The following is a 20,184-nucleotide window of genomic DNA, read 5'->3' as shown; positions in this document are numbered from 1 at the left end:
TACTGCTGATGCCGCTCTGCCTTTGGAACCCTGCTCCAACCGTCGCGCGGCAACGTCGTTCGCTGACGCTGCCACCTCGACGTCGTACAAAGCCACCTCGGCCGAAAACCACCGCCGGTCTAACCACCGCGCGGCGTTCGCACTTGCGTGCTGCTGCCTCACTACTAACGTCGGTCGCACTCGCGACCCTTCTCATGAACAGACCACGTTCGCTGGACGACGCGGGTGACCCTGTTCACCATCGTGTGCCACGCTCGCCAAGGCAACGGCGACGGTCGTACGACGCTGACCGAACGCGATCGCCCCACCGCCACGGGTAACGCTGACGGTCTGACCATTATCGGTCGACCGGTCGTCACTCCGCCAATGCATCTTTACCGTACAGCGGGCGTTCCGCGTTAGTTTGCACGGTGTTCGCGCCAGGGTCGATCTGATCCACCCGGACAAGGTTGCATTGGGATGACGGTGGCTGGCGCGTCGCTGAAAACCGAAAACGACTCGGACCGCAGCAACGATACCGACTTGGGACGCCTTGCGATAGGCTCGTTCCGCGCCGGCCGCACGTTGAATCGAATCGGACTCGGTCGAACTCGTTCGATCGCAACTCGATCGAAGCTGCCTCACGATGCCGCCCGGCGAGGATCCGCTCGGAAAGTCGCTGGCGACAGGACACTTCGGTCCACTCACATCACCGCACGCGGCAACGTCAGCGGACCGGCGCGGAGTCTATTCGATGCCCAAAGGCGATGCAAATAAAAATGCGCCTGCCAGCACAGCCCATAACGATGCGCGGCCTCAAACGCGTAGCGCACGGCCCCGCTAACGCTTCGACGTTTGCCCAACGCATCCCGTCGCGCCTCGCGCAACGAATCGAGCGGCCCACTTTGCACTCACGACAACGCTTCCGATACGATCGCACTCGATGACCGCGACCATCGAGTACCGACAGGGAGACGCGCCCGACGCCTGGCGGCCAGTGCAGGTCGAACGGCGGGCGGATGGGTCGGTGCAACTGTTCGTCCGTCACCCGGCCGACCGATGTGCCGCGAGCGTTCACGCGCTCCGCCGGGCGATCGTGTCGGCGATCGTCCTGAACGTCGTGGGCTTCTGGGTTCACTGGGGCGTGGGCGTGCTCGTCCTGGCCGTCACGCTGCTTGTGCTGGCGTCGGCGTACGCGCGGATGCTGGCGACGTGCTCGGCCCACCGCTGGGCGGCGTCGCGCGAGGGGCTGCTGGTGGAACGCGTGTCGCCGCGTGGTTACCGGTCGCAGCGCCTTTTGCCGCGCGATCGGATAACAGATGCGCAGTTGAACAGCGGCCGGGCCGGTGGATTGACGCTGACGGGCTATCGCTTGGGCCGGCTTGGCCGGCCGCAGCTTGCCGGACTTAGTGACGCGAACTTGCAGTCAATTGCCGTGGGCGTTCGGCTTGGTCTCGGTCTGACGGCCTCGCCGCACGAGGGTAGCGCCCCCACTTCCGTTTAGTGACCGACGGCGTCGACGTTCCGACACCGTCACCTCTTCCCCCGCTTCGTCCTGCGTTTCCCCCGATCGACAGTGCGGGTGGCGAACGTTGTGAACTGCGCCCGCGCCCCTTCGATGATCGCGACGACGGCCGGGTGGCGCAACTTGCGCTCGACGCTGATCGCGTAGAAGCGCTCGCGCGCCTCGTCCGTCCGGCCGACGACGGCAACGCCATACTGCTCGCACACGTCCGCCTCCACGATCGACGGCGCGGGGAACACGCCGAAGCCGGATTGGCCGAACGTCTTCAACAGTGCGCTGTCCTGCACCTCGGCGCGCAACAGCGGGCTTACGCCGCGCGCGCTGAACCACGCGTCCAGCGCCCGGCGGAGGGCCGTGTGCTCGGTCGGCAGGATCAACGGCGCATTGGACAGCAAGGCGGGAAACGCGTCCGTCGACAGCTTGCGCGCAACCGCGGCGCTGGCGAAGAAGCTCACGCCGCTCTCACCGAGCAATTGGCTGAAGCTCTTCACCTTCACCGACTCCCCGGCCGGCTGGTCGCTCAAAACCAGGTCGAGCCGGTAGCTCGACAGTTCGACCAGCAGTTCCTCCAGCCGCCCCTCGCGGCAGATCAGGTGCACGTTGCCCATGCGCAGCGCCGGTTCCAGCAGCGTTCGCGCCACGAGTTTCGGCAGCGCGTCGGCAATGCCGACCGCCAGGCGAAGCGGACGGTTGGTGGGGCGTTGCTTGACCGTGTCCAGCAGTTCGCGACCGAGCGATGAGATCTCGCTGGCGTAGTCGTAGACGACCTTGCCCACGTCGGTCAGCACCAGCCGGCGACCGCTGCGCGTGAACAACCGCTCGCCGAGCGCCCGTTCGAGTTCCTTCACTTGTCCGCTGATCGTCGGTTCAGAGATTGCCAGTTCCCTACTGGCCGCCGCGATGCCGCCGTGGCGGGCCACGGCCCAGAAGTACATCAGGTGGTGATAGTTCAACCAATCCATCGTCGTTCGATACCTCGTTTAAAACGATGTTTTACATCGATACTTCGTTATTGTCTATGCTCGCCTACCTGCCGATACTTCTCCAGTCGATTGGAACTCAACCCAAAGGAGACCGTTATGCAGATGACCGTACACGGCCTGAACTTCGATCTGACCACCGCCATCCTCGACCACGTGCGCCAGCGGCTGGCGACGGGCCTGAGCTATTACGCCCCCCGCGTGCAGCGCGTCACCGTGCGCGTGAACGACGTGAACGGCCCGCGCGGTGGCGCCGACAAGCGCTGCCGTTTTGAGGTGGTCGCTGAGGGTGTCGGCGAGGTGCGCGTCGACGAGGTCGACGCCGATCTGTACCGCGCCGTCGACCGCGCCGCGGTGCGGCTGCGTCGCTCGCTCGCCCGCGCCTATGGTCGCAACCAAAAGCGCTCGATGGGCCCACGCATCTCGGCGTCCGGCCTGCCCACGTAGGGCAGCCACTGCTTGCTGATTCTAAAACCAACTTTTACGGAGAACATCGTGATCTGGCTCTGGATCGGTTTCATCACCTTCGTCCTGCTGATGCTGGCGTTGGACCTGGGCGTCTTTCATCGCAAGGCGCACGTCATTCGCCTGAAGGAGGCGCTGGCGTGGTCGACGCTCTGGGTCACGCTGGGCCTGGCGTTCAGCGCGTTCGTCTACGTGGCGTACGACCGCCACTGGTTCGGCATCGGCCTGCCGCCCGAGGGTGACACGACGACGGTCGTCGACCTGATGGCCGTTACGCCCGACAACCCGCAGGGCATCAACCACGGCACGCAGGCGACCGTGAAGTACCTCACCGGTTACGTGATCGAGAAGTCGCTCAGCGTCGATAACATCTTCGTCATCGCGATGATCTTCTCGTTCCTGGCGGTGCCGCCGATCTACCAGCACCGCGTGCTCTTCTGGGGCATTATCGGCGCGCTGGTGATGCGCGGCGTCATGATCGCGATCGGCGCGCAACTTATCCGTGAGTTCAGCTGGATCATCTACGTCTTCGGCGCATTCCTGATCCTCACCGGCATCAAGATGCTGTTCATCACGTCCCATTCCGACCCCACGCAGAACGTGGTCGTGCGCCTCGCCAAACGGTTGTTCCCGGTGACCGACCGCTTCCACGGCCAGCATTTTTTCGTGCGGGCCGGCTCGACCGCCAGCCACGAGTCGCCAGTGCCCGGCGCGCAGATTGAGCAGGACCCCGCCGTCGATCGAATGGAACGCCTGAAGCCTGGCACCCTCATGATGACGCCCCTGTTCCTGGCGCTGCTGCTGGTCGAGTTCACCGACCTCATTTTCGCCGTCGACAGCATCCCGGCGATCTTCGCGATCACCACCGACCCGTTCCTCGTCTTCACGAGCAACGTCTTCGCGATCCTGGGCCTGCGCAGCCTGTACTTCGCGCTGGCGGGCATGATCGACAAGTTCCGTTACCTGAAGGTCTCGCTGGCGGCCGTGCTGGTGCTGGTGGGCGTGAAGATGATGACCCACACGCAGCTCAAGGCGCTGCTCGGCGAGCACTTCAACCTCTACCTGCTGGCCGTCGTGCTGCTGATTCTGGCCGGTGGCGTGGTCGCCTCGCTCGTCGCCGATCGCCGGCGCGGCGTCGCAAATCCGCTGGATCCCAACAGCCAGAACGAGTTTCAGGCCACCGCCGGCGACACGATCGAAGCCAAACCATCTACCGAAAGGAAGACCGACCATGAAGTGTCCACACTGTGACGTCACGTTGACCGTCGCCGAGCGACAGGGCGTGCAGATCGACAACTGCCCCCAGTGCCGCGGTGTCTGGCTGGACCGCGGGGAACTGGACAAGATCATCGAGCGCTACGACGCCTACGCCGTCCACTACATGGAGGAAGGCGACCGCCGCAGGAATACCCCGCGGCGCGACTTCGATGATGACGAAGCCGACGCCTACGACCGCGAACACCAGCGCAGCGGTCAACAACGCCGCAAGTCGTTCTGGCAGGAACTGTTCGACTGACGAGATTTCATCCACCCTTTACCACGACGGGCGGCCCCTCACCGGGCCGCCCGTCTTTTTTCATCTCGTGGCCTTCCCGCCCGTTCGAAACAACTTTCATGACGGATGACTATCGCGGTAGGCGACAGATCACCCCACCGCTACGATGCCCGCTGAAGTCACCCAGCGAAACCCATCGGAGGCCCCCACCATGATCCCCATGACCCCCGCCTTGGCCGCCCAGATCGACGAGACCGAGCGTCTCGCCCAGCCACGCGGCGATTCGATGCAGATCTCGCGCGACGTCGGCCATCTGCTGGCCAACATCGCGCTCGCCCATCAGGCCAAGCTGATCGTCGAGGTCGGCACGAGCTACGGCTTCAGTGGCATGTGGTGGTCCGCCCTCCTGGCGACCTGCAACGGTCACCTGCACACGATCGACGTGCTGGACAAGAAGTACTCGACCGCCAAGGCCACCTTCGCCGCCGCCGGACTAGCCGACCGCGTGACCAGCCATCTCGGCAACGCGCGCGAGATCATCCCGACGATTCCCGGCGTCATCGACGTCGCCTTCATCGACGCCGACAAGCCGAGCACGCAAGCCTACTTCGACCTGCTTTGGCTCAAGCTCCGGGTCGGCGGCGCCATCGTCACCGACAACGTGATTTCGCACCCGCAGGAAATGGAAGCCTACCTGACCGCTCTGCGCGCCCGCGACGACGCCCACACCGTCACCATCCCGATGCGCGCCGGCGTCGAATGGACCGTGAAGCTTCGGTAGCGCCAACCGCTGATCTGACTGATTCAATCGACGACGTATCGCGCGAGCAAGCACGCCACTCGAGTTTTGCGCTTGCGAGACCGGCTTGCCTCTGCATCCTTCAACTACAGCACACCAGAATATTCATCTGGAAAAATCGCGAAAAATAGATTTGCCATCACTGTTTTACGAGGTATAACTTTTACCGAACGAACGCGTGGAGGGAACCATGGCGAAGGTGAAGGCATGGAAGCACGGGGAGTCGGGGGAGCCGGGGTTCTCGAGCGACTTCGGCATCGTCCAGAAGGCGGTGCTGCAGGTCACCGATATCAAGACCAACCGCAACAAGTACTACGCGATCGAACTGCATTCCCACGGCGCTGAAAACGGCGTCGCGAGCAAAGGGCCGTTCCGCGTCTTTACGCATTATGGCCGCACCGACGATCTGGAGCGAGACCCGGACGCGGGGCAGAAGGAGTGCCGGTACTTCAACAGTTTGCCCGAAGCGCAGGGGTGTTATCAGCAGATCTACCGCGAGAAGACCAGCACCGCCAAGGGGTATAAAGAACTGTCGCTGGCTTCGAGCAAGATAGGCAGCCAGCGGGCCCGCGGCACTAGCGCCGGGGAGGTGGACGCCAAGACGATCGAACGGCTCGCCAAAGCCAAGGCCGAGGCGGCTGCCAAGAACGGCAAGCCGATCGAGGAGCCCAAGCGCCTCGACCTGCATGCTGGGGTGCAGGACATCGTCCGCTACATCTACGCCGAGGCGACCAACGCGCTCACGTCGACCGTGGCCGCCAAGATCACCGCCAACGGCATCGAGACGCCGCTGGGCGTGCTGACGATCGGGCAGATCGAAAAGGGGGAGGCGATTTTGACGGAGATGTACGGCGTCTTCCAGAAGAAGCCGCGCACGATGGCGCAGCAGCTCGAAGATCTGTCGGGCGAGTTCTACACCGTCGTCCCCCACCGCATCGGCCGCACGCGCGACGCCATCGCGGCAGCGGTCATCAACACCAGCGAGGCGTTCGGGCAAAAGCAGGAAACGCTTCAGCTGATGAAGGACATGCTGCAGGTGAACGGCGAAGAAGGATCAGTGCTGTACGACGCGCAGATCGACGCCCAATACCTCAGCCTGAAGGCCGATCTGCACTACCTGGACCGCGAGAGCCCCACGTTCCGCCAGATCGCAGACCATGTGGTCGACAGCCAGGTGAAGACGAAGGGAATCAAGGTGCAGAACATCTTCGGCGTGAAACGACCCGGCGAGTGGGACGACTTCCGGTCCGACATCGACAACCAACGGCTGATGTTCCACGGGTCGCGCATTCAGAACTGGGTGGGCATTTTATCGCGCGGCATTTTGATGCCCAAGATCGTCGTGAACCTCGGCGTCCACCGCACCGATGCCGGCTGGCTTGGCCACGGCATTTACTTCGGTGACGCATCGTGCACCAGCTGCTTCTACACCACGCCCGGCAAGAAGAAGACGCGCCTGATGGCCGTCACCCGCGTGGCGCTCGGCAAGATGAAGGACTACACGAAGATCACCTACGGCCTCGACGGCCCGCCCGACGGCTACCACAGTTGCCACGGCGTGCGCAACAACGGTAAGAACGGTTCCCAGTTCGCTGACGACGAGTACGTGATTTACGATCCGAAGCAACACCGGCAGGAGTATTTGGTCGAGTTCACGGCGTGATGGTAGAGAACTCCGAGTGTTATCATCTATCACGTGTCATCCCGAGGGGAGCGATAGCGACCTGAGGGATCTCCCAGTGCAGAGAAATGCTCCTCGTCCGAGATCCCTCGGGTCGCTACCGCTCCCCTCGGGATGACAACTCACGGGCGCCGCATCGCTCTGGCATTTGGAATTTTGAATTCCATTCGGCATTCCCAAGGAGTTCCCATGTTGGTCGCCGTCACCTTGGTCGACGTGAACGCGAAGATGGTTGCCGCGTGGCGGGCGACGTTTGAGGAGCACCCGGAGGTGCAGATCGTGCAGGGGTCGATGCTCGAACAACCGGTCAGCGCGTGGGTCAGCCCAACCAACTCGCGCGGCAGCATGGACGGTGGGCTGGATGCCGTCCTGAAACGCCACTTCGGCGCAGCTATCGAGAAATCCGTCCAGCAGGAGATCGCGAGGCGGTACGGCGGGCTGATGCCGGTCGGGCATGCCACCTGCGTGCCGACCGGGCAGGTGCAGCCGGGCTACCTGATCTCCACGCCGACGATGACCCAGTCCAGCGAGAACGTCAGCGACACCCTGAACGTCGCCCTCGCCTGCGCCGCGGCGTTCCAAGCTGTTCACATGCAGAACGCCCGCGAGCCGGGCAGCATCCGCTCGGTTGCGTTGCCGGGCCTTGGGGCCAACACGGGGCAGGTGCCGGTGGAGATTTGCGCCGATCTGATGTGGACCGCCTACCACCTGTTCCGCGAGCGCGAGTTCACCGACTTCGGCGAGATGCGAGCCGCGCTGCAGGAACAGCTTGGCGACCTGGCCCCGATGACCGGCGCGACGAAAAAGACGGCCGCCAAATCGTCCCCCGGCGCCGTTGCCGCGGCCACGCCGGCTAGCACTACGGCTTCAGCGTCGTCCGCCAAGCCGACACCGTCGGCGAAGACGAAGGATGAAGACTTCGACGATTTTGGCTAGGCGCGTGCGTTACGCGTAATCCGGTCCCTCTCCCATGTACTCATGGGAGAGGTTAGGTGAGGGTGATTTCGAACTGCTGACAATTCTCGGAAGAACGAAATCAGCCTCACCTAACCTCGCCCGGCGCATGCGGGAGAGGGCCAGAACGAACCTTTCGCTAATCGGACTTCGACAACAATGACCCCCCTGCCCCTCAAACTCTTCAACCCTGCCGCGACCAATCGGGTCGCGGTGGTGTCGATCGAGCCGGTGCATGGGCAGGCGGAGGCGTTCCTGCTGCGCGTCGCGCGTGGCGTGCAGGCCGGCAAGCTGGCGGCCAGCGCGGTGTACGGTCCGTTCGCCCAGCCGGAGCTTGCCGCCCGCATCGACGACGTGGTGGCCGCGCTGCGGGCCGAGGGGTATGGCGATGCCGAGGATTCGGCGCTGCGCGACCTGTTCGACACCGACTCCGCCAAGCGCGGCCGCGCCGCGGTGCGGCTGGGCTGGCGCGGTGGCCCGCGGGCTGCCGACGCGTTGCTTGTCGCGCTGCCGAAGGCTGTTGATGACGTCTGCCCGATCCTGGATGCGCTCGGCGCGATCGGCGACCCACGCGCCATTCCCGACGTTCGCCTCCACGCCGCCCGCAAGCTTTTGTCGCGCCGCCGGTCTGCCGTGGAAGCGCTTCGCAATCTGAACGATGTCGAGGGGCTCGCGGAGGCGCGTGTGCGAACGCTGGAAGGCCTGCCCGCCAACGTGCGCGATGCGATCGCGGCCATCACCGATGAACGCAACGTTTCCCCCGCCGCCGTCGCATCCCTTGTCGCCGCCGTGAAGGCCGCCGACGCCCAGCGGCACGGGCTGTGCGCCGACCTGCTCTACGAGTTGGCCTCGCCTGTCGTGGTCGCGGCGGCGGTGCAACTGGTTTCGGAGATGTCGTTCGATCGGCCGTTCGTGTGGCGGTACGTCAAGAGCATCCTGAAGCGCAGCATGCTGCGCCGCGATTACGCCACGTGGGGCCGGTTGCAGCACGCGATCGAGCGACAGGGCTTGGCCGTCACCAAAGGGACGAAGGCAATCGTCAAGAGCGGCTACGATGGCGCCGAGCGCGAGACGACGATCTTTTCTCGCCGTACGCGTGACTACGTTCGCCGCGCCGGTTGGCGATATCTACGCCAACTGGCGCGTTACCGTCCTGACGACTACGCCGCCGCCGCCGCCGAGGCGATCATCCATTACGCGCCGGAAGACGAACGGCCGCCGCGTAAACTCTACGGCGCGTTTGCCGATGCTTACCTGCTGAACCGCGTGCTGTACGACGGTGGCGACCGGCTGCAGTTCATCGGCCGGTCGATGAAGTTCCGCTTCCGCTCCGCAAAGGCCGCCAAAGGCGCCGCCGCCCAGCGGGAGGAACGTTTCGCCGCGCTCTGGGATCGCCAGCCGGCCGCCTACGTTCGGTTGCTGGCAGCGGCGCGGCTGGTGGACGTGCACCAGTTCGCACATCGCGCGCTGCTGCGCGGTCATATGGCCGTTGTTCAGCACGCGCCAACGAACGCCGTGCTGAAAATGCTGGACGCGCCGTTCGAGCCAACCGTTGAGCTGGCGCTGTCCGAACTGAAACGCCGGTTTGACCCGGCTGCGCCTGACTTCGCGCTGGTCGCCCGCCTCGCGGCAGACGCTCGACCGACGGCGCGCGATCTCGGTCAGCAGTTCATGCGCGACACCAGCGACCGCTGGACGGGTGACGTGGAGGCGGTCGTCGAGTTTCTGCTTTCACCGCAACCCACCACGCGATTGCTGGCCGCCGACCTGACGATCGCGGCACTGGCGCGGGGTGATCAGGCGGCGAATCATCGGCGGGCATTGGCAACACGGTTGCTCGACGTGCTGCGGACGCCGTCAGCGGCGGGTTCGGAAGAAGACGTGCTGGAAAGCGTCGCGCGCGTCTGCCGCGAGGCGCTGCTGGACGACCTGGCGTCGCTATCGACGGCCGACGTGCTTTCGCTGCTGGAGGCGGCGTCACCGTCGGCCAAGGCGGTCGCCGGCGACCTACTCGGGCGGCGACCGGAGGCGGCCGATGACCTGGGCCTGCCCCGGCTGGTGATGCTGGCGAACCATCCACTGGCGGCGGTGCGCGGGGCAGCGATTGCACTGCTGCGGGTGTCCGAAGCGTCATGGCAGCGCGAGCCGTCGGCGTTGTTTGCCTTGATTGACAGCGAATGGTCGGACGTGCGCGCCGCCGTGCTCGATCTGGTGCGAACGCGCCTCGATTTCACCACCCTTGGCACCGCGGGCATCATCGGCTTGCTGGATTCCAACCGCCCGGACGTGCAGGACCTTGGCGTGGAACTGGCGCGCCGCCACTTGGCGCAACTGGACGCGGTGGACTTGGTCAACCGACTGTCGGAGCATCCCCACCCGCACGCCCGCCCGTTCGCCCTGGAACTGGCCACCGCCCATCTGCCACCGGGCGCAGCGGCGCTTTCGGAACTGGAACGCTTCTTCCGCACGGTGCTGCTCGATACGCGTCCCACAGCGGCAAGAACGCCACGGCGCAACGTGATCGCCCTGCTCCTGTCGCGCGGCTTGCTCGATGCGCAGCAGGCCGCGATCGTGGCACGCGTGCTGGGCGAGGTCGTGAAGTTTCAGGGGCGCGCGGAGTTCGAACGGGCGATGGACGCGCTGGTTCGATTGAAGCTTGCGCACCCGCAGGCCGATCTGGCTGGCATCTCCCTTCCCGCGGAACCGTTGGACACCACCGCGCCCGTCGGAGGTGCCGCGTGAACTTCGAAGCGCGATACAACGGCGCCAGCGGCATCGTCAACGGCCTGTCGGGCGCCAGCGTTGCCATGGCGACCAACACGCTGCGCGAGGCGACGTACTTCGAGGGCACGCTGGCCAAGCCGCTGCTGTTCCGCGAGGCGATGGGCGCGCTGTACGACGTGGTCGTCAGCGACTTCAAGTACCGCCCGCGGGACCGCGTCGCCTTCTACGCCTGGCTGGCCGAGCAGGACCGCAAGTTCCTCGCCGGCCTCGGTGTAAAGCGTCAGGACGCGCGGCAGAAGATCGAGGTCGCCGAAGCGCGCCTCGGCGAGTTGGATGCCGCTCGCAACGTGCGCCGCCAGCCGTTCTACCGTGCCCGCCGGGCGTTCTTCGAGTACGTCTACGAGAACGAGTACGAACTGAGCTACCTGCTCGACCCGGTCATCACCGTTCACCCCGACGAGGTCAGCTTCGAGGCCTTCAGCCGCGACGAAAGCACCTACGCCCGCTTTGCCGCGAGGTTTGGCCAAAACGGCGCTGGCGACGGCATGTTTGCCGACGTCGGCAAGTTCATCTGTGGCACCACGAACATCGACTTCAGCGCCAAGCTGAATGGCGAGCTCGATCGCCTGCGCAGCTACCGCCAGACCCGCTTCGAGATCGGCCCCAGTGGTTTCGGCGTCGCCACCACTGCTGCGAACGTCACCGGTGAGACGGCCACTGCGACGCACAAGGAAAAGAAGATCGACCTGCCTGATAGTTGGGTGATGGGCTTCCTGCAGGTGCACAGCACGATGACGCTGGGCCTGACGCGCCTGTCGCTGGCGCCGGTGGATCTGTTCAACATCATCCGCGCCTTGCGGCGCCGAAAGACGCGCCGCTCGCCGCGGGCGATGCGCTTCGAGCTAACGCCTGGCGAGCGTCCGCGGGCAGTGCTGGAGCCGTGGGAACACGTGGTCGAGTTGACCGGCTCTGCCCCGTTTGATGGGCCCAAGCCGTTGACGGTGCGCACCTGGGGGCGAGATCGGCTGCGCTTGCTGACGCGGCTGCTGCCCGTATGCCAGACGGTCGACCTATACCTGGCCGGCTTTGGCCTGCCGACGGTTTACGTATTGGATTTGGGACCCGCCGGCACGTTCACGCTGGCGCTGTCGGGGTGGACGGACAACGATTGGACCGGCGGCGCGAAGTTCGACCTGTTATCGCGCCGATTGACCGTTACGCCCGATGAACTGTCGCGTGCCTACGACGGGTTGCGCGAGGTGCGCGTCTCAACTGACATGGCCCTAGCCGAGCGCACGGGGCTGGGGGTCGAGAAGGTCCGCAGTGCCGCGTCGTACCTGTGCCAGGTGGGCCGGGCGATGGTGGACCTGGGCGCTGGCGGCGTCTTCCGGCATCGCGATCTGTTCGGCGAGCCCTTCTCCCCCGCCGCCGCGATTGCGACCACCGACAAAGCCACCGAGCGCACCGACGAGCGTGCGCTGGCCGCGCGGGCGATCTTAGAAGCAGACAACGTCCGCATCATCGCGCGACGCCCCGTAAGCGATGGCTACAAGCTCAGCGGCAGCGCCAAGGGTGCCGATGGCAAGCGCGTGCGGCCACTGGTGCACGTCGACCCGGCTGGCCAGATCAAGTCGGCCGAGTGCACGTGTGAGCTGTTCAACAAGCACAAGCTGACCAAGGGCCCGTGCGAACACGTGCTCGCGTTGCGGCTGGCGCACATGCGCAGGCTGGAATCCGAAGACGCCAAGGGAGGTGAAATCATCGAGACCAACTGACGTGTAAGTTTTCTGCGCAAAGGCTCCCCGACGGGGGGCTGGGGCAGTGGACGGGACTTAGCAACGCCAGATGCGCAAGCGTTTGGCATCGTGCGGCGATACGCCGTGCATCGCTTCCGTGCCCTCCATTCGTCACGCGCCCGTTCGTCACACGTGGAATACGCACCGGTCGGCCCGCTGCTGGGTCGGCCGCTTGCGCGGCCCGCGGGCTTCGACCGGTGCGCATTCCACTTCAGTGGAACGAGCACGTCCCAAGGACGTGACGTAAGCCCCGCTGCCCCGGCCCCCCGACGGCTGGCCTTCATTGAGATTGTGTCGTTGACTGGCGTCCATTGAGCGCGTGCCACTATGGCTGAAAACGAAAAAGCACGGCTGTACCAGCGGATCGTCAGTTCGACGCCCGACTTCATCGTGCTATCGCGCATGCAGGTCCACGGCTTCTGGCCCACGGGCCAATCACTGCCGCCCGACCCCGTCGCCGAGGTGGCCGAGCGCGATCAGTTGGACAGGCAGTTGGTCGACCTGCGAAAGCAGGCGTCGGTGGTGAAGGACCCGGACAAGGTGCTCGCCCAGGAGCGCCAACGCCGTGGGGACGAGAGCAAGAAACGCCGCGCCGAGAAGAAGGCCGCCCGCTTGGCCGACGCGCAGCGCTGCCGGGAGGCGTGGGGCGCCAAGCGAGCAGCGTCGATTACGCATCTCGGCGACGGCGTGAGCGCCAGCCTGCAGGACACAGCGTCCGACGTCGGCCGTCTTACCGAGAACGCCCTGCCGGTACTGAACGACGGCACCGACGTGGCGCGGCTGTTGAACATCCCGATCGGCGCGCTGCGGTGGCTGACCTTTCATCGCCGCGGCGCCACGCTCGTTCACTATCACCGGTACGACTTGGCCAAGCGCACGGGCGGCGTGCGCTCGATCTCAGCGCCCAAACCGGCGCTGGCAATGGCGCAGCAGTGCGTGCTGTCGGCGATCCTCTCGAAGGTGCCGGTGAGCGCGGCCGCGCACGGTTTTGTGCCGCAGCGGTCGATCGTCAGCAACGCCGCGCCGCACGCGGGCAAGGCGGTCGTCGCGAACATGGACTTACGGGACTTCTTCCCCTCCATTACGTTCCGCCGGGTGAAGGGGATGTTCCGCAAGCTGGGCTACAGCGAACAGGTGGCCACCGTGCTCGCACTGCTCTGCACCGAGCCTCCACGCGTCGCCGCGGCCATCGATGGCAAGCGTTATTACGTCGCCCTTGGCGACCGCGTGTTGCCGCAGGGGGGGTGCACGAGCCCGGCGATCACGAACGTCCTTTGCCGCAAGTTCGACCGCCGCTTGGAAGGCTTGGCAGGCCGGTACGGATTCACTTATACGAGATACGCCGACGACCTAACGTTCTCGTCGACCGATCCGGATGCCGACGTTGGCCGGCTGCTGAGGTTCGCACGGGCCGTGATCACCGCTGAAGGCTTCACTGAGCATCCGACGAAAACGAAGGTGATGCGAGCGTCGGCGAGGCAGGAGGTGACTGGCATCACCGTCAATGCCCGCCCAAAACTGTCGCGGGCTGACCTGCGGCAACTTCGGTCGCTGCTTCACAACGCGGCCAAGACGGGTCTTGACGCTCAGAACCGTACCGGCCATGCCGACTTCGCCGCCTACGTTCGCGGCCGCGTCGGGTTTGCCTGTATGGTCGACCCGTCGCGTGCCGAACAGTGGCAGGCCGCCTTAGCCGCCGCGATGGCGCGGGCTGGATGAGCGGATGAATTGTCAGGTCTCGACGATGTCGTGACAAAACGTATGAAGTCGTTCTGAGGGGGTGTTAATGAACGACGCCGTGTCCGCTCCGACCGTGGCATGGGCGTCTCGCCCATGCGTGTAATGAGGTCGGAAAATAGCATTGGTTGCAGCGGCTCGGTCGGCGCAGCGGCCAACAAATGAAGCTTCTCATTCCAGTCCACACGCATGGGCTCTGGCGCCCATGCCACGGAAAGGCAGCCGCGACCGCGTTCTTTAACACCCTCTGAGGTAAGATCTGATCATGGGGAACCAAGACGAACTCGCGGGCCTGTTCGGCGACCTCTCGGCCTCGCGAGCGCCATCCGAACCCGCTGCGCCGTTGTCGGTCAACACGACGAAGGCGCAACCCGCCCCTTCGCGTGCCGAACGCATCGCCGGCGCCGTTCTCGGTGGTGCGATCGGCGACGCGATGGGGCATCCGACCGAGTTCATGTCGATGCAGGCGATACGCGACCGCTACGGCCCAACCGGCGTGTCTCAGTTCGAACTCTACTGGGACAAGGGGGGCCAGCGTTTCGCCCCCTATACCGACGACACGCAAATGGCCGAGTGCGTGCTGCGCGCGTTGCTCGACGAGCCTCACGACCTCGATCGCTGCATGGCGATCATGGCCAAGCGGTTCGTCGAATGGTCACGCAACCCACAAGGCGGCCACCGCGCCCCGGGCAACGCCTGCCTGAGCGGCTCCCGCGCTCTCGAGCGCGGCGTGGCCTGGCACGAGGCCGGTGGCCCCACCGCCGGGGGTTGCGGGTCGGTCATGCGGGCCTACCCCTTCGGCCTGCTGTTCGCCGATGACTATGATAAGGCCGAAACGTGGGCGGTGGCTCACTCGAAGCTCACGCACCGCGACCCCATCGCGCTCGCCGCCAGCGCGGCGATGGCGGTGGGCGTCGCGCGCATCATGAACGATGAACCGATCGCGCGAGTAACCAGCGAAATGGTCGCCGCCGCCTGCCGGTACAGCGCCAGCACCGCTGCCATGATGTGCGACGCGATCGACGACGCCCGCAACGGCGTCGGCCCCGACGTCACGCTCGACCGCCTGCGCGCCTGGGCCGCCCACGAGGCCATCGCGTCGGCCGTCTATCTTCTCGAACGCCACGCCGACGATCCGCGCGCCGCCATTCTCGAAGGCGCCAACACCCCCGGCGACAGCGACAGCATCGCCACCCTCGCCGGCGCCCTGCTCGGCGCCCGCTGTGGCATCGGCGCCATCCCAGAGACTTGGATTCGCGACGTCGAACGCAGCCGCGACCTGCTTGCATTAGCCGAGCGGGTGCCACTACTTCGATCGCAGTAGCTCATTCCCACTCAATCGTCGCGGGCGGCTTGGACGAGATGTCGTAGACCACGCGGTTCACGCCGCGCACCTCGTTGATGATGCGGTTGGACATGGTGGCCAGCACGTCGAAGGGGATTCTCGCCCAGTCGGCGGTCATGAAATCGGTGCTTTCGACGGCGCGGATGGCGACGACGCTGTCGTAGCTGCGGGCGTCGCCCATCACGCCGACGGTGCCGATGGGTAAGAGGACGGCGAAGACCTGGGCGGTCTTGCGGTACAAATCGTTGGCGACGAGTTCTTCCAAGACGATTTCGTCAGCGTCGCGCAGGACGCGCAGGCGCTCGGCGGTGATGTCGCCGATGATGCGGACGGCTAACCCGGGGCCGGGGAAGGGGTGGCGCCAGACGATTTGATCGGGCAGGCCGAGGACCTGGCCGACCTTTCTCACTTCATCTTTGAAGAGGTCGCGGAGGGGTTCAACGAGTTGGAAGCCCATCTTCTCAGGCAGGCCGCCGACGTTGTGGTGCAGCTTGATGTTGGCGGCGGTGCCGGCGTAGCCGTGGCCGGATTCGATCACGTCAGGGTACAGGGTGCCCTGGGCCAGGAACTGCGCGCCGGCGATGGATTTGGCCTCGCGGTCGAAGGCGTCGATGAATTCCTTGCCGATGATCTTGCGCTTCTGCTGCGGGTCGGTGACGCCGGCGAGTTCGCGCAGGAAGATGGCTTCGGCGTCGTGGGTGATCAGGTTGATCTTAAAGTGGTCGCGAAAGGTGCTTTCGACAAGTTTTCGTTCGTTCTTGCGCAGCAGGCCGTTGTCGACGAAGATGCAGACGAGCTGGTCGCCGATGGCCTTGTGCAGCAGGGCCGCCACGACGCTGCTGTCGACGCCACCGCTCAGGCCGCAGATGACCTTGGACGTGCCGACTTGCGCCCGGACCTTGGCGACGGATTCCTCGACGAAGTTGCCCATGGTCCAGGCGCCGGTGCACTTGCAGATGTCGTAGAGGAAGTTCTGGAAGATCACCTCGCCGCGCGGCGTGTGGGTGACTTCCGGGTGGAACTGCACGCCGTAGAACGGCTTGGTCTTGTGGCGCGCCGCCGCGAATGGGCAGGTGGGCGTGGCGGCCAGCGGGATGAACTGGTCGGGCAGATCGTGGACTTGGTCGCCGTGGCTCATCCAGACGGTGGTGTCGGCGGGCAGGCCGCGCACGAGGGGATCATCCGCGACCACCTTCAGTTTCGCCCGGCCAAACTCCCGGGCGGTCGCGGGCTTCACCTGGCCACCGAGGATGTGGGCGCCCAGTTGCATGCCGTAGCAGATGCCGAGGATGGGGACGTTCAGGTCGGTGAAGATGCGCGGGTCGCACTTGGGGGCCCCGGGCTCGTAGACGCTGCTGGGCCCGCCGGAGAGGATGATGCCCTTGGGGTTGAGCTTCTTCAGTTCCTCGACCGAGACGTCCGGGCGGAACAGTTCAGAGTAAACCCCGCGCTCGCGAACGCGGCGGGCGATCAGCTGGGCGTACTGCGAGCCGAAGTCGAGGATCGGAATGATTTCGTCGTGAAGGGCCATCGGTAAGTAATAACGGATTGGATGTTAGGATGCAAAATTGGGTGCGGGCGAAGCCCCCAAACGCCGTCCCGCTACAGACGAAAAAGAGGTGAGACATGGCGGTCATAAGCGTTCTGGTCGCATTGCAGGCGTGGTCTGAGGGTCCCTTTGGCTCCCAATGGTCGGAGTACACCCAGAAGCTCGCGATCGGCCCTGAAGATGCCATTGAACAAATCAACGTGGCACAGTCCACACATGGCGGCGTGACGGTCAGTTTCGCCCCAGTCAGGCTCAGCGAGTGCCGTGAGGCCACTGAGCCAACTGAGGAGTTCGAGGTACGTACGAGCCAACTTTTTACGCGAGTGGCAGCCTTCTTAGATCGCCGCGTCGGAACGGACTTTTCAGAGTTGCAAAGTCGTGGGTTGAGGATGCAACTTTATGTTGACCTTCGAATGAACCAAGACCAGTTCGAATCAAATCTTCCTATTGAGCTCATCAAAGCATGCGCGCGCTGTAACCTCGGGATTTACATGATAAGCAATGACATATCAGCTTATGAAGCTGCAGACAGTGATCGGTGAACGTCCGAGCTCGCCAAGCCCCTCACCCTAACAAAATGCTACCTTTAGGCACGCCCCTTGCACCTCCTTCCCCATCTAACAAGGAGGCCCGCAATGGCTATCACAGACCTGAAGAAGAACGAAATGATGTCGCACCTGCTCGAATCCCTGTCGCAGGGGAAGGACATCGGGCATTACGGACGGCTGACGTTTGCGATGATCGCGCGGCACTTTATGCCGGCCGATCAAGTCATCAAGCACCTCGCCAAGGGTGGCGGGTTTGATGAGACGCAGGCGAAGGCCCTGGTGATGCAGGTGGAGGCGAAGGGGTACAACCCGCCGAAGGCTGCCAAGATCATGCAATGGCAGAAGGAGCAGGACTTCCCGATCTGCCCAAGCGAGGATCCCGACGGCTGCAACGTCTACCGCAACCTGACGTTTCCGGAAGGCGTCTACGAGCACATCACCGAGTACTACGAACAGAAGGCCGAGGCGGCGCAGTAACGCCGACGATCGGTGTGCCACCGGCGGCCTGCCCGCCCGTGTCTTTTATTCCATCGATGGGGGAGACACGGGCGGGCAAGCCGCCGGTGGCACACAATCTTGACGACTCGCTGCAGCTCGAGGTCAGACGCCGTCGATGGTGGCAAGCCACCGTTCAGTGTCCCGCGCGCTGGGGAAGAGGATGACGGCCGGGCCGCCTGCAACGGCGGCGTCGCGCCAGGCGCGCATCCGGCGGCGCTTGTTGGTGAAGCTGCGGAAGTGCCAGAGCAGGATGGAATCGCGCGAGAAGGTCTGCCGCCACGTTTCCACGTTGCCGTTGCAGATTTTCTGCTTGTCGACGACGCGCGTGAACGTCCGCCGCAGCAGGCGGGCGAGGGAGAACCAGCGCGGATAATCGAGGCCCACGATCAGTTCCACGCGGGCCAGCGGCACGTCGGCCCACTTGGCATAGGCGCTGTCGAGGATCCACCGCTCGCCAGCGCAGATGGTGGTAACTTCAGCCACCTGCTGTTCGTTGGAAGTGCTAACCCAACCGGGCCGCCAGGCGATGTCATCGACGGCCGTCCACGAAATGCCGGTGCGCTCGCTGAGCTGCCGCGCGAACGTGGTCTTGCCACTGCCGCACACGCCGTAGATGAGGATGCGCTGGGCATCGAGTTTCATAAGTCTTTACCGTTTTGTGCGACAACCGCCCCACCGCTTGACGCTTTTCGATCGCCGTGGCAAGAAGGTGGCGGTCTTCCCATGAACCTCTACGAAGCGTCGTACCTCGCCAAACAGCTACTGCAACAGCACGGCCTGGCCGACGCCGGCTGGTCGTTCGCGTTCGACCACGCCCGCAGGCGGTTCGGGCGGTGCAATTACACGCGTCGGCTCATCACGCTCTCTCGGCCGCTCACGTTGCTGAATAACCTCGACGAGGTCCGCGACACCCTGCTGCACGAGATCGCCCACGCCCTGGCCCCCGGCGATGGTCATGGCGTTAAATGGCGGCGCGTCTGCGTGCAGATCGGCGCCCGCCCCAAGCGCTGCTACGACGATTCGACCGTCGTCTCGCCGCCGCGTCGCGTGGCGCCGTACGAGATGGGTTGCAACGCCTGCAACTGGTGGGCGCCCCGCCATCGGCGCACCCGGCGGGCGTACGTCTGCAAACGATGCCGGGGGAAGGTCGTCTGGCGCGCGATCGCGACCGCACCCTCGTCGCGCCTCGAATACCCCGTTTAGCCCTTAATGCCCCGCGGGTCCCGTCGAGGCGTCCGCCACGTACGTCTGGTGCAGTTGGACGGGCTTCTTGCTCTTGCCGCGCAGCTTCAGGTTCAGCATTTCCACGCCGATCGAGAACGCCATCGCGAAGTAGATGTACCCCTTGGGGATGTGCCGGTGCGACGCATCCACGATCAGCACCACGCCCACCAGGATCAGGAACGAGAACGCCAGCATCTTCACCGTCGGGTGGCGGTTCACGAACTCGCTGATCGGCTTGGCGGCGAACAGCATCACGCCCACCGCGATCACCACAGCGGTGATCATGATCGTCAGGCCCACCGTGCGCGTCTCCGGCGTCGTCTGCACCATGCCGACCGCCGTAATCACGCTGTCCAGGCTGAACACGATGTCCAGGATTAAAATCTGCGTGATCACGCTGGCGAACGAGATCTGGTTCTTGCCGCCACCGGCGCCGTGTTCCTCGCCTTCCAGCTTGTCGTGGATCTCGGTCACGCTCTTGTAGATCAGGAACAGCCCGCCCAGCAGCAGGATCATGTCGCGCCAGTTCAGCTGTTCCTTGTCGCCCAGCGCCCAGCCGAACCAGTCGCCGATGATCGGCACGGGCGTGGTCAGGCCCATGATCCAGCTGATGCACAGCAGCAGGATCACGCGCATGATCATCGCCAGCGACAACCCGATCTTCCGCGCCTTGCCCTGCTGTTCCAGCGGCAGCTTATCGGCCAGCACCGAGATGAAGATGATGTTGTCGATGCCCAGCACGATCTCGAGCAGCGTCAGCGTGATCAGCGCGATCGCCGCCTGCATCGAGAACAAGTTGGCGATCGGTTGGGCGCCCTCAGTGGCGGCGGACAGAAACGGCATCGACGCGGCGGCGAGCTCGAGGAGCATAGGTTTTCCTGACTG

The 20,184-nt window shown here is 64.7% G+C and carries 18 protein-coding genes; 14 read left to right on the top strand and 4 right to left on the bottom strand.

Annotated features, from left to right (window positions below; all coding sequences use genetic code 11):
* Positions 1-922 precede the first annotated feature (922 nt).
* Positions 923-1,483, top strand: a complete 561-nt coding sequence (locus tag VGN72_23770) for a hypothetical protein (GenBank protein HEV7302378.1) — start codon at positions 923-925, stop codon at positions 1,481-1,483.
* 29 nt (positions 1,484-1,512) lie between these two features.
* Here VGN72_23770 and nhaR read toward each other — a convergent pair whose 3' ends face one another.
* A complete protein-coding gene (gene nhaR / locus VGN72_23765; GenBank protein HEV7302377.1) occupies positions 1,513-2,466 on the bottom strand; it encodes a transcriptional activator NhaR in 954 nt (317 codons plus the stop codon).
* Positions 2,467-2,583: 117 nt separating this feature from the next.
* On the opposite strand from nhaR, the gene VGN72_23760 reads away from it, so the two are divergent.
* From VGN72_23760 to VGN72_23715, 10 genes are all read left to right on the top strand, one after another.
* Positions 2,584-2,931: an HPF/RaiA family ribosome-associated protein gene (locus VGN72_23760; protein ID HEV7302376.1), complete on the top strand. Its 348-nt coding sequence runs from the start codon at positions 2,584-2,586 to the stop codon at positions 2,929-2,931.
* Positions 2,932-2,979: 48 nt separating this feature from the next.
* A complete protein-coding gene (locus VGN72_23755) occupies positions 2,980-4,200 on the top strand; it encodes a TerC family protein (protein ID HEV7302375.1) in 1,221 nt (406 codons plus the stop codon).
* Positions 4,181-4,465 (top strand): zf-TFIIB domain-containing protein, encoded by a 285-nt coding sequence (locus VGN72_23750; protein HEV7302374.1) that lies wholly within the window; start codon positions 4,181-4,183, stop codon positions 4,463-4,465. The genes VGN72_23755 and VGN72_23750 overlap by 20 nt, the downstream gene beginning before the upstream one ends.
* 190 nt (positions 4,466-4,655) lie before the next feature.
* Positions 4,656-5,225 (top strand): class I SAM-dependent methyltransferase, encoded by a 570-nt coding sequence (locus VGN72_23745; protein ID HEV7302373.1) that lies wholly within the window; start codon positions 4,656-4,658, stop codon positions 5,223-5,225.
* Positions 5,226-5,433: 208 nt separating this feature from the next.
* Positions 5,434-6,906 carry a WGR domain-containing protein gene (locus VGN72_23740; protein HEV7302372.1) on the top strand — a complete coding sequence of 491 codons (1,473 nt, stop codon included), beginning with the start codon at positions 5,434-5,436 and terminating at the stop codon, positions 6,904-6,906.
* A gap of 207 nt (positions 6,907-7,113) precedes the next feature.
* Positions 7,114-7,860, top strand: a complete 747-nt coding sequence (locus tag VGN72_23735; GenBank protein HEV7302371.1) for a macro domain-containing protein — start codon at positions 7,114-7,116, stop codon at positions 7,858-7,860.
* A 177-nt stretch (positions 7,861-8,037) separates the two neighbouring features.
* A complete protein-coding gene (locus VGN72_23730; protein ID HEV7302370.1) occupies positions 8,038-10,620 on the top strand; it encodes a hypothetical protein in 2,583 nt (860 codons plus the stop codon).
* Positions 10,617-12,377: an SWIM zinc finger family protein gene (locus VGN72_23725; GenBank protein HEV7302369.1), complete on the top strand. Its 1,761-nt coding sequence runs from the start codon at positions 10,617-10,619 to the stop codon at positions 12,375-12,377. Before VGN72_23730 ends, VGN72_23725 begins: the two co-directional genes overlap by 4 nt.
* Before the next feature lie 348 nt (positions 12,378-12,725).
* On the top strand, positions 12,726-14,117 hold the full coding sequence (locus VGN72_23720) for a reverse transcriptase family protein (protein ID HEV7302368.1): 1,392 nt from the start codon (positions 12,726-12,728) through the stop codon (positions 14,115-14,117).
* A gap of 283 nt (positions 14,118-14,400) precedes the next feature.
* Positions 14,401-15,459: an ADP-ribosylglycohydrolase family protein gene (locus tag VGN72_23715; protein ID HEV7302367.1), complete on the top strand. Its 1,059-nt coding sequence runs from the start codon at positions 14,401-14,403 to the stop codon at positions 15,457-15,459.
* Between the two features lies 1 nt (position 15,460).
* Here the strand turns inward: VGN72_23715 and guaA are convergent, their stop codons facing one another.
* Entirely contained in the window at positions 15,461-17,011 is a 1,551-nt protein-coding gene (gene guaA / locus VGN72_23710; protein ID HEV7302366.1) for a glutamine-hydrolyzing GMP synthase, read from the bottom strand.
* A 95-nt stretch (positions 17,012-17,106) separates the two neighbouring features.
* On the opposite strand from guaA, the gene VGN72_23705 reads away from it, so the two are divergent.
* Entirely contained in the window at positions 17,107-17,571 is a 465-nt protein-coding gene (locus VGN72_23705; GenBank protein HEV7302365.1) for a hypothetical protein, read from the top strand.
* Between the two features lie 93 nt (positions 17,572-17,664).
* Positions 17,665-18,054 (top strand): hypothetical protein, encoded by a 390-nt coding sequence (locus VGN72_23700; GenBank protein ID HEV7302364.1) that lies wholly within the window; start codon positions 17,665-17,667, stop codon positions 18,052-18,054.
* A gap of 123 nt (positions 18,055-18,177) precedes the next feature.
* Here the strand turns inward: VGN72_23700 and VGN72_23695 are convergent, their stop codons facing one another.
* Positions 18,178-18,717: an AAA family ATPase gene (locus VGN72_23695; protein ID HEV7302363.1), complete on the bottom strand. Its 540-nt coding sequence runs from the start codon at positions 18,715-18,717 to the stop codon at positions 18,178-18,180.
* An 81-nt stretch (positions 18,718-18,798) separates the two neighbouring features.
* Between VGN72_23695 and VGN72_23690 the strand changes: the two genes are divergently transcribed.
* The gene (locus VGN72_23690) at positions 18,799-19,278 is read left to right on the top strand and encodes a SprT-like domain-containing protein (GenBank protein ID HEV7302362.1); all 480 of its coding nucleotides are present in this window, start codon (positions 18,799-18,801) and stop codon (positions 19,276-19,278) included.
* A gap of 3 nt (positions 19,279-19,281) precedes the next feature.
* Here VGN72_23690 and VGN72_23685 read toward each other — a convergent pair whose 3' ends face one another.
* Entirely contained in the window at positions 19,282-20,169 is an 888-nt protein-coding gene (locus tag VGN72_23685) for a TerC family protein (protein ID HEV7302361.1), read from the bottom strand.
* Positions 20,170-20,184: the final 15 nt, after the last annotated feature.

The organism is Tepidisphaeraceae bacterium (assembly GCA_035998445.1).
Taxonomy (GTDB): Bacteria; Planctomycetota; Phycisphaerae; order Tepidisphaerales; family Tepidisphaeraceae; genus DASYHQ01.
Note: the sequence above shows the minus strand (reverse complement) of the source record. Positions and strands in the feature narration are given on the sequence as shown.

Excerpts from the sequence above, each read along its gene's own strand:
- VGN72_23770 (HEV7302378.1), top strand. The coding sequence starts at position 923 with ATGACCGCGACCATCGAGTACCGACAGGGAGACGCGCCCGACGCCTGG.
- nhaR (HEV7302377.1), bottom strand. The coding sequence starts at position 2,466 with ATGGATTGGTTGAACTATCACCACCTGATGTACTTCTGGGCCGTGGCC.
- VGN72_23760 (HEV7302376.1), top strand. The coding sequence starts at position 2,584 with ATGCAGATGACCGTACACGGCCTGAACTTCGATCTGACCACCGCCATC.
- VGN72_23750 (HEV7302374.1), top strand. The coding sequence starts at position 4,181 with ATGAAGTGTCCACACTGTGACGTCACGTTGACCGTCGCCGAGCGACAG.
- VGN72_23745 (HEV7302373.1), top strand. The coding sequence starts at position 4,656 with ATGATCCCCATGACCCCCGCCTTGGCCGCCCAGATCGACGAGACCGAG.
- VGN72_23740 (HEV7302372.1), top strand. The coding sequence starts at position 5,434 with ATGGCGAAGGTGAAGGCATGGAAGCACGGGGAGTCGGGGGAGCCGGGG.
- VGN72_23735 (HEV7302371.1), top strand. The coding sequence starts at position 7,114 with ATGTTGGTCGCCGTCACCTTGGTCGACGTGAACGCGAAGATGGTTGCC.
- VGN72_23730 (HEV7302370.1), top strand. The coding sequence starts at position 8,038 with ATGACCCCCCTGCCCCTCAAACTCTTCAACCCTGCCGCGACCAATCGG.
- VGN72_23720 (HEV7302368.1), top strand. The coding sequence starts at position 12,726 with ATGGCTGAAAACGAAAAAGCACGGCTGTACCAGCGGATCGTCAGTTCG.
- VGN72_23715 (HEV7302367.1), top strand. The coding sequence starts at position 14,401 with ATGGGGAACCAAGACGAACTCGCGGGCCTGTTCGGCGACCTCTCGGCC.
- guaA (HEV7302366.1), bottom strand. The coding sequence starts at position 17,011 with ATGGCCCTTCACGACGAAATCATTCCGATCCTCGACTTCGGCTCGCAG.
- VGN72_23705 (HEV7302365.1), top strand. The coding sequence starts at position 17,107 with ATGGCGGTCATAAGCGTTCTGGTCGCATTGCAGGCGTGGTCTGAGGGT.
- VGN72_23700 (HEV7302364.1), top strand. The coding sequence starts at position 17,665 with ATGGCTATCACAGACCTGAAGAAGAACGAAATGATGTCGCACCTGCTC.
- VGN72_23695 (HEV7302363.1), bottom strand. The coding sequence starts at position 18,717 with ATGAAACTCGATGCCCAGCGCATCCTCATCTACGGCGTGTGCGGCAGT.
- VGN72_23690 (HEV7302362.1), top strand. The coding sequence starts at position 18,799 with ATGAACCTCTACGAAGCGTCGTACCTCGCCAAACAGCTACTGCAACAG.
- VGN72_23685 (HEV7302361.1), bottom strand. The coding sequence starts at position 20,169 with ATGCTCCTCGAGCTCGCCGCCGCGTCGATGCCGTTTCTGTCCGCCGCC.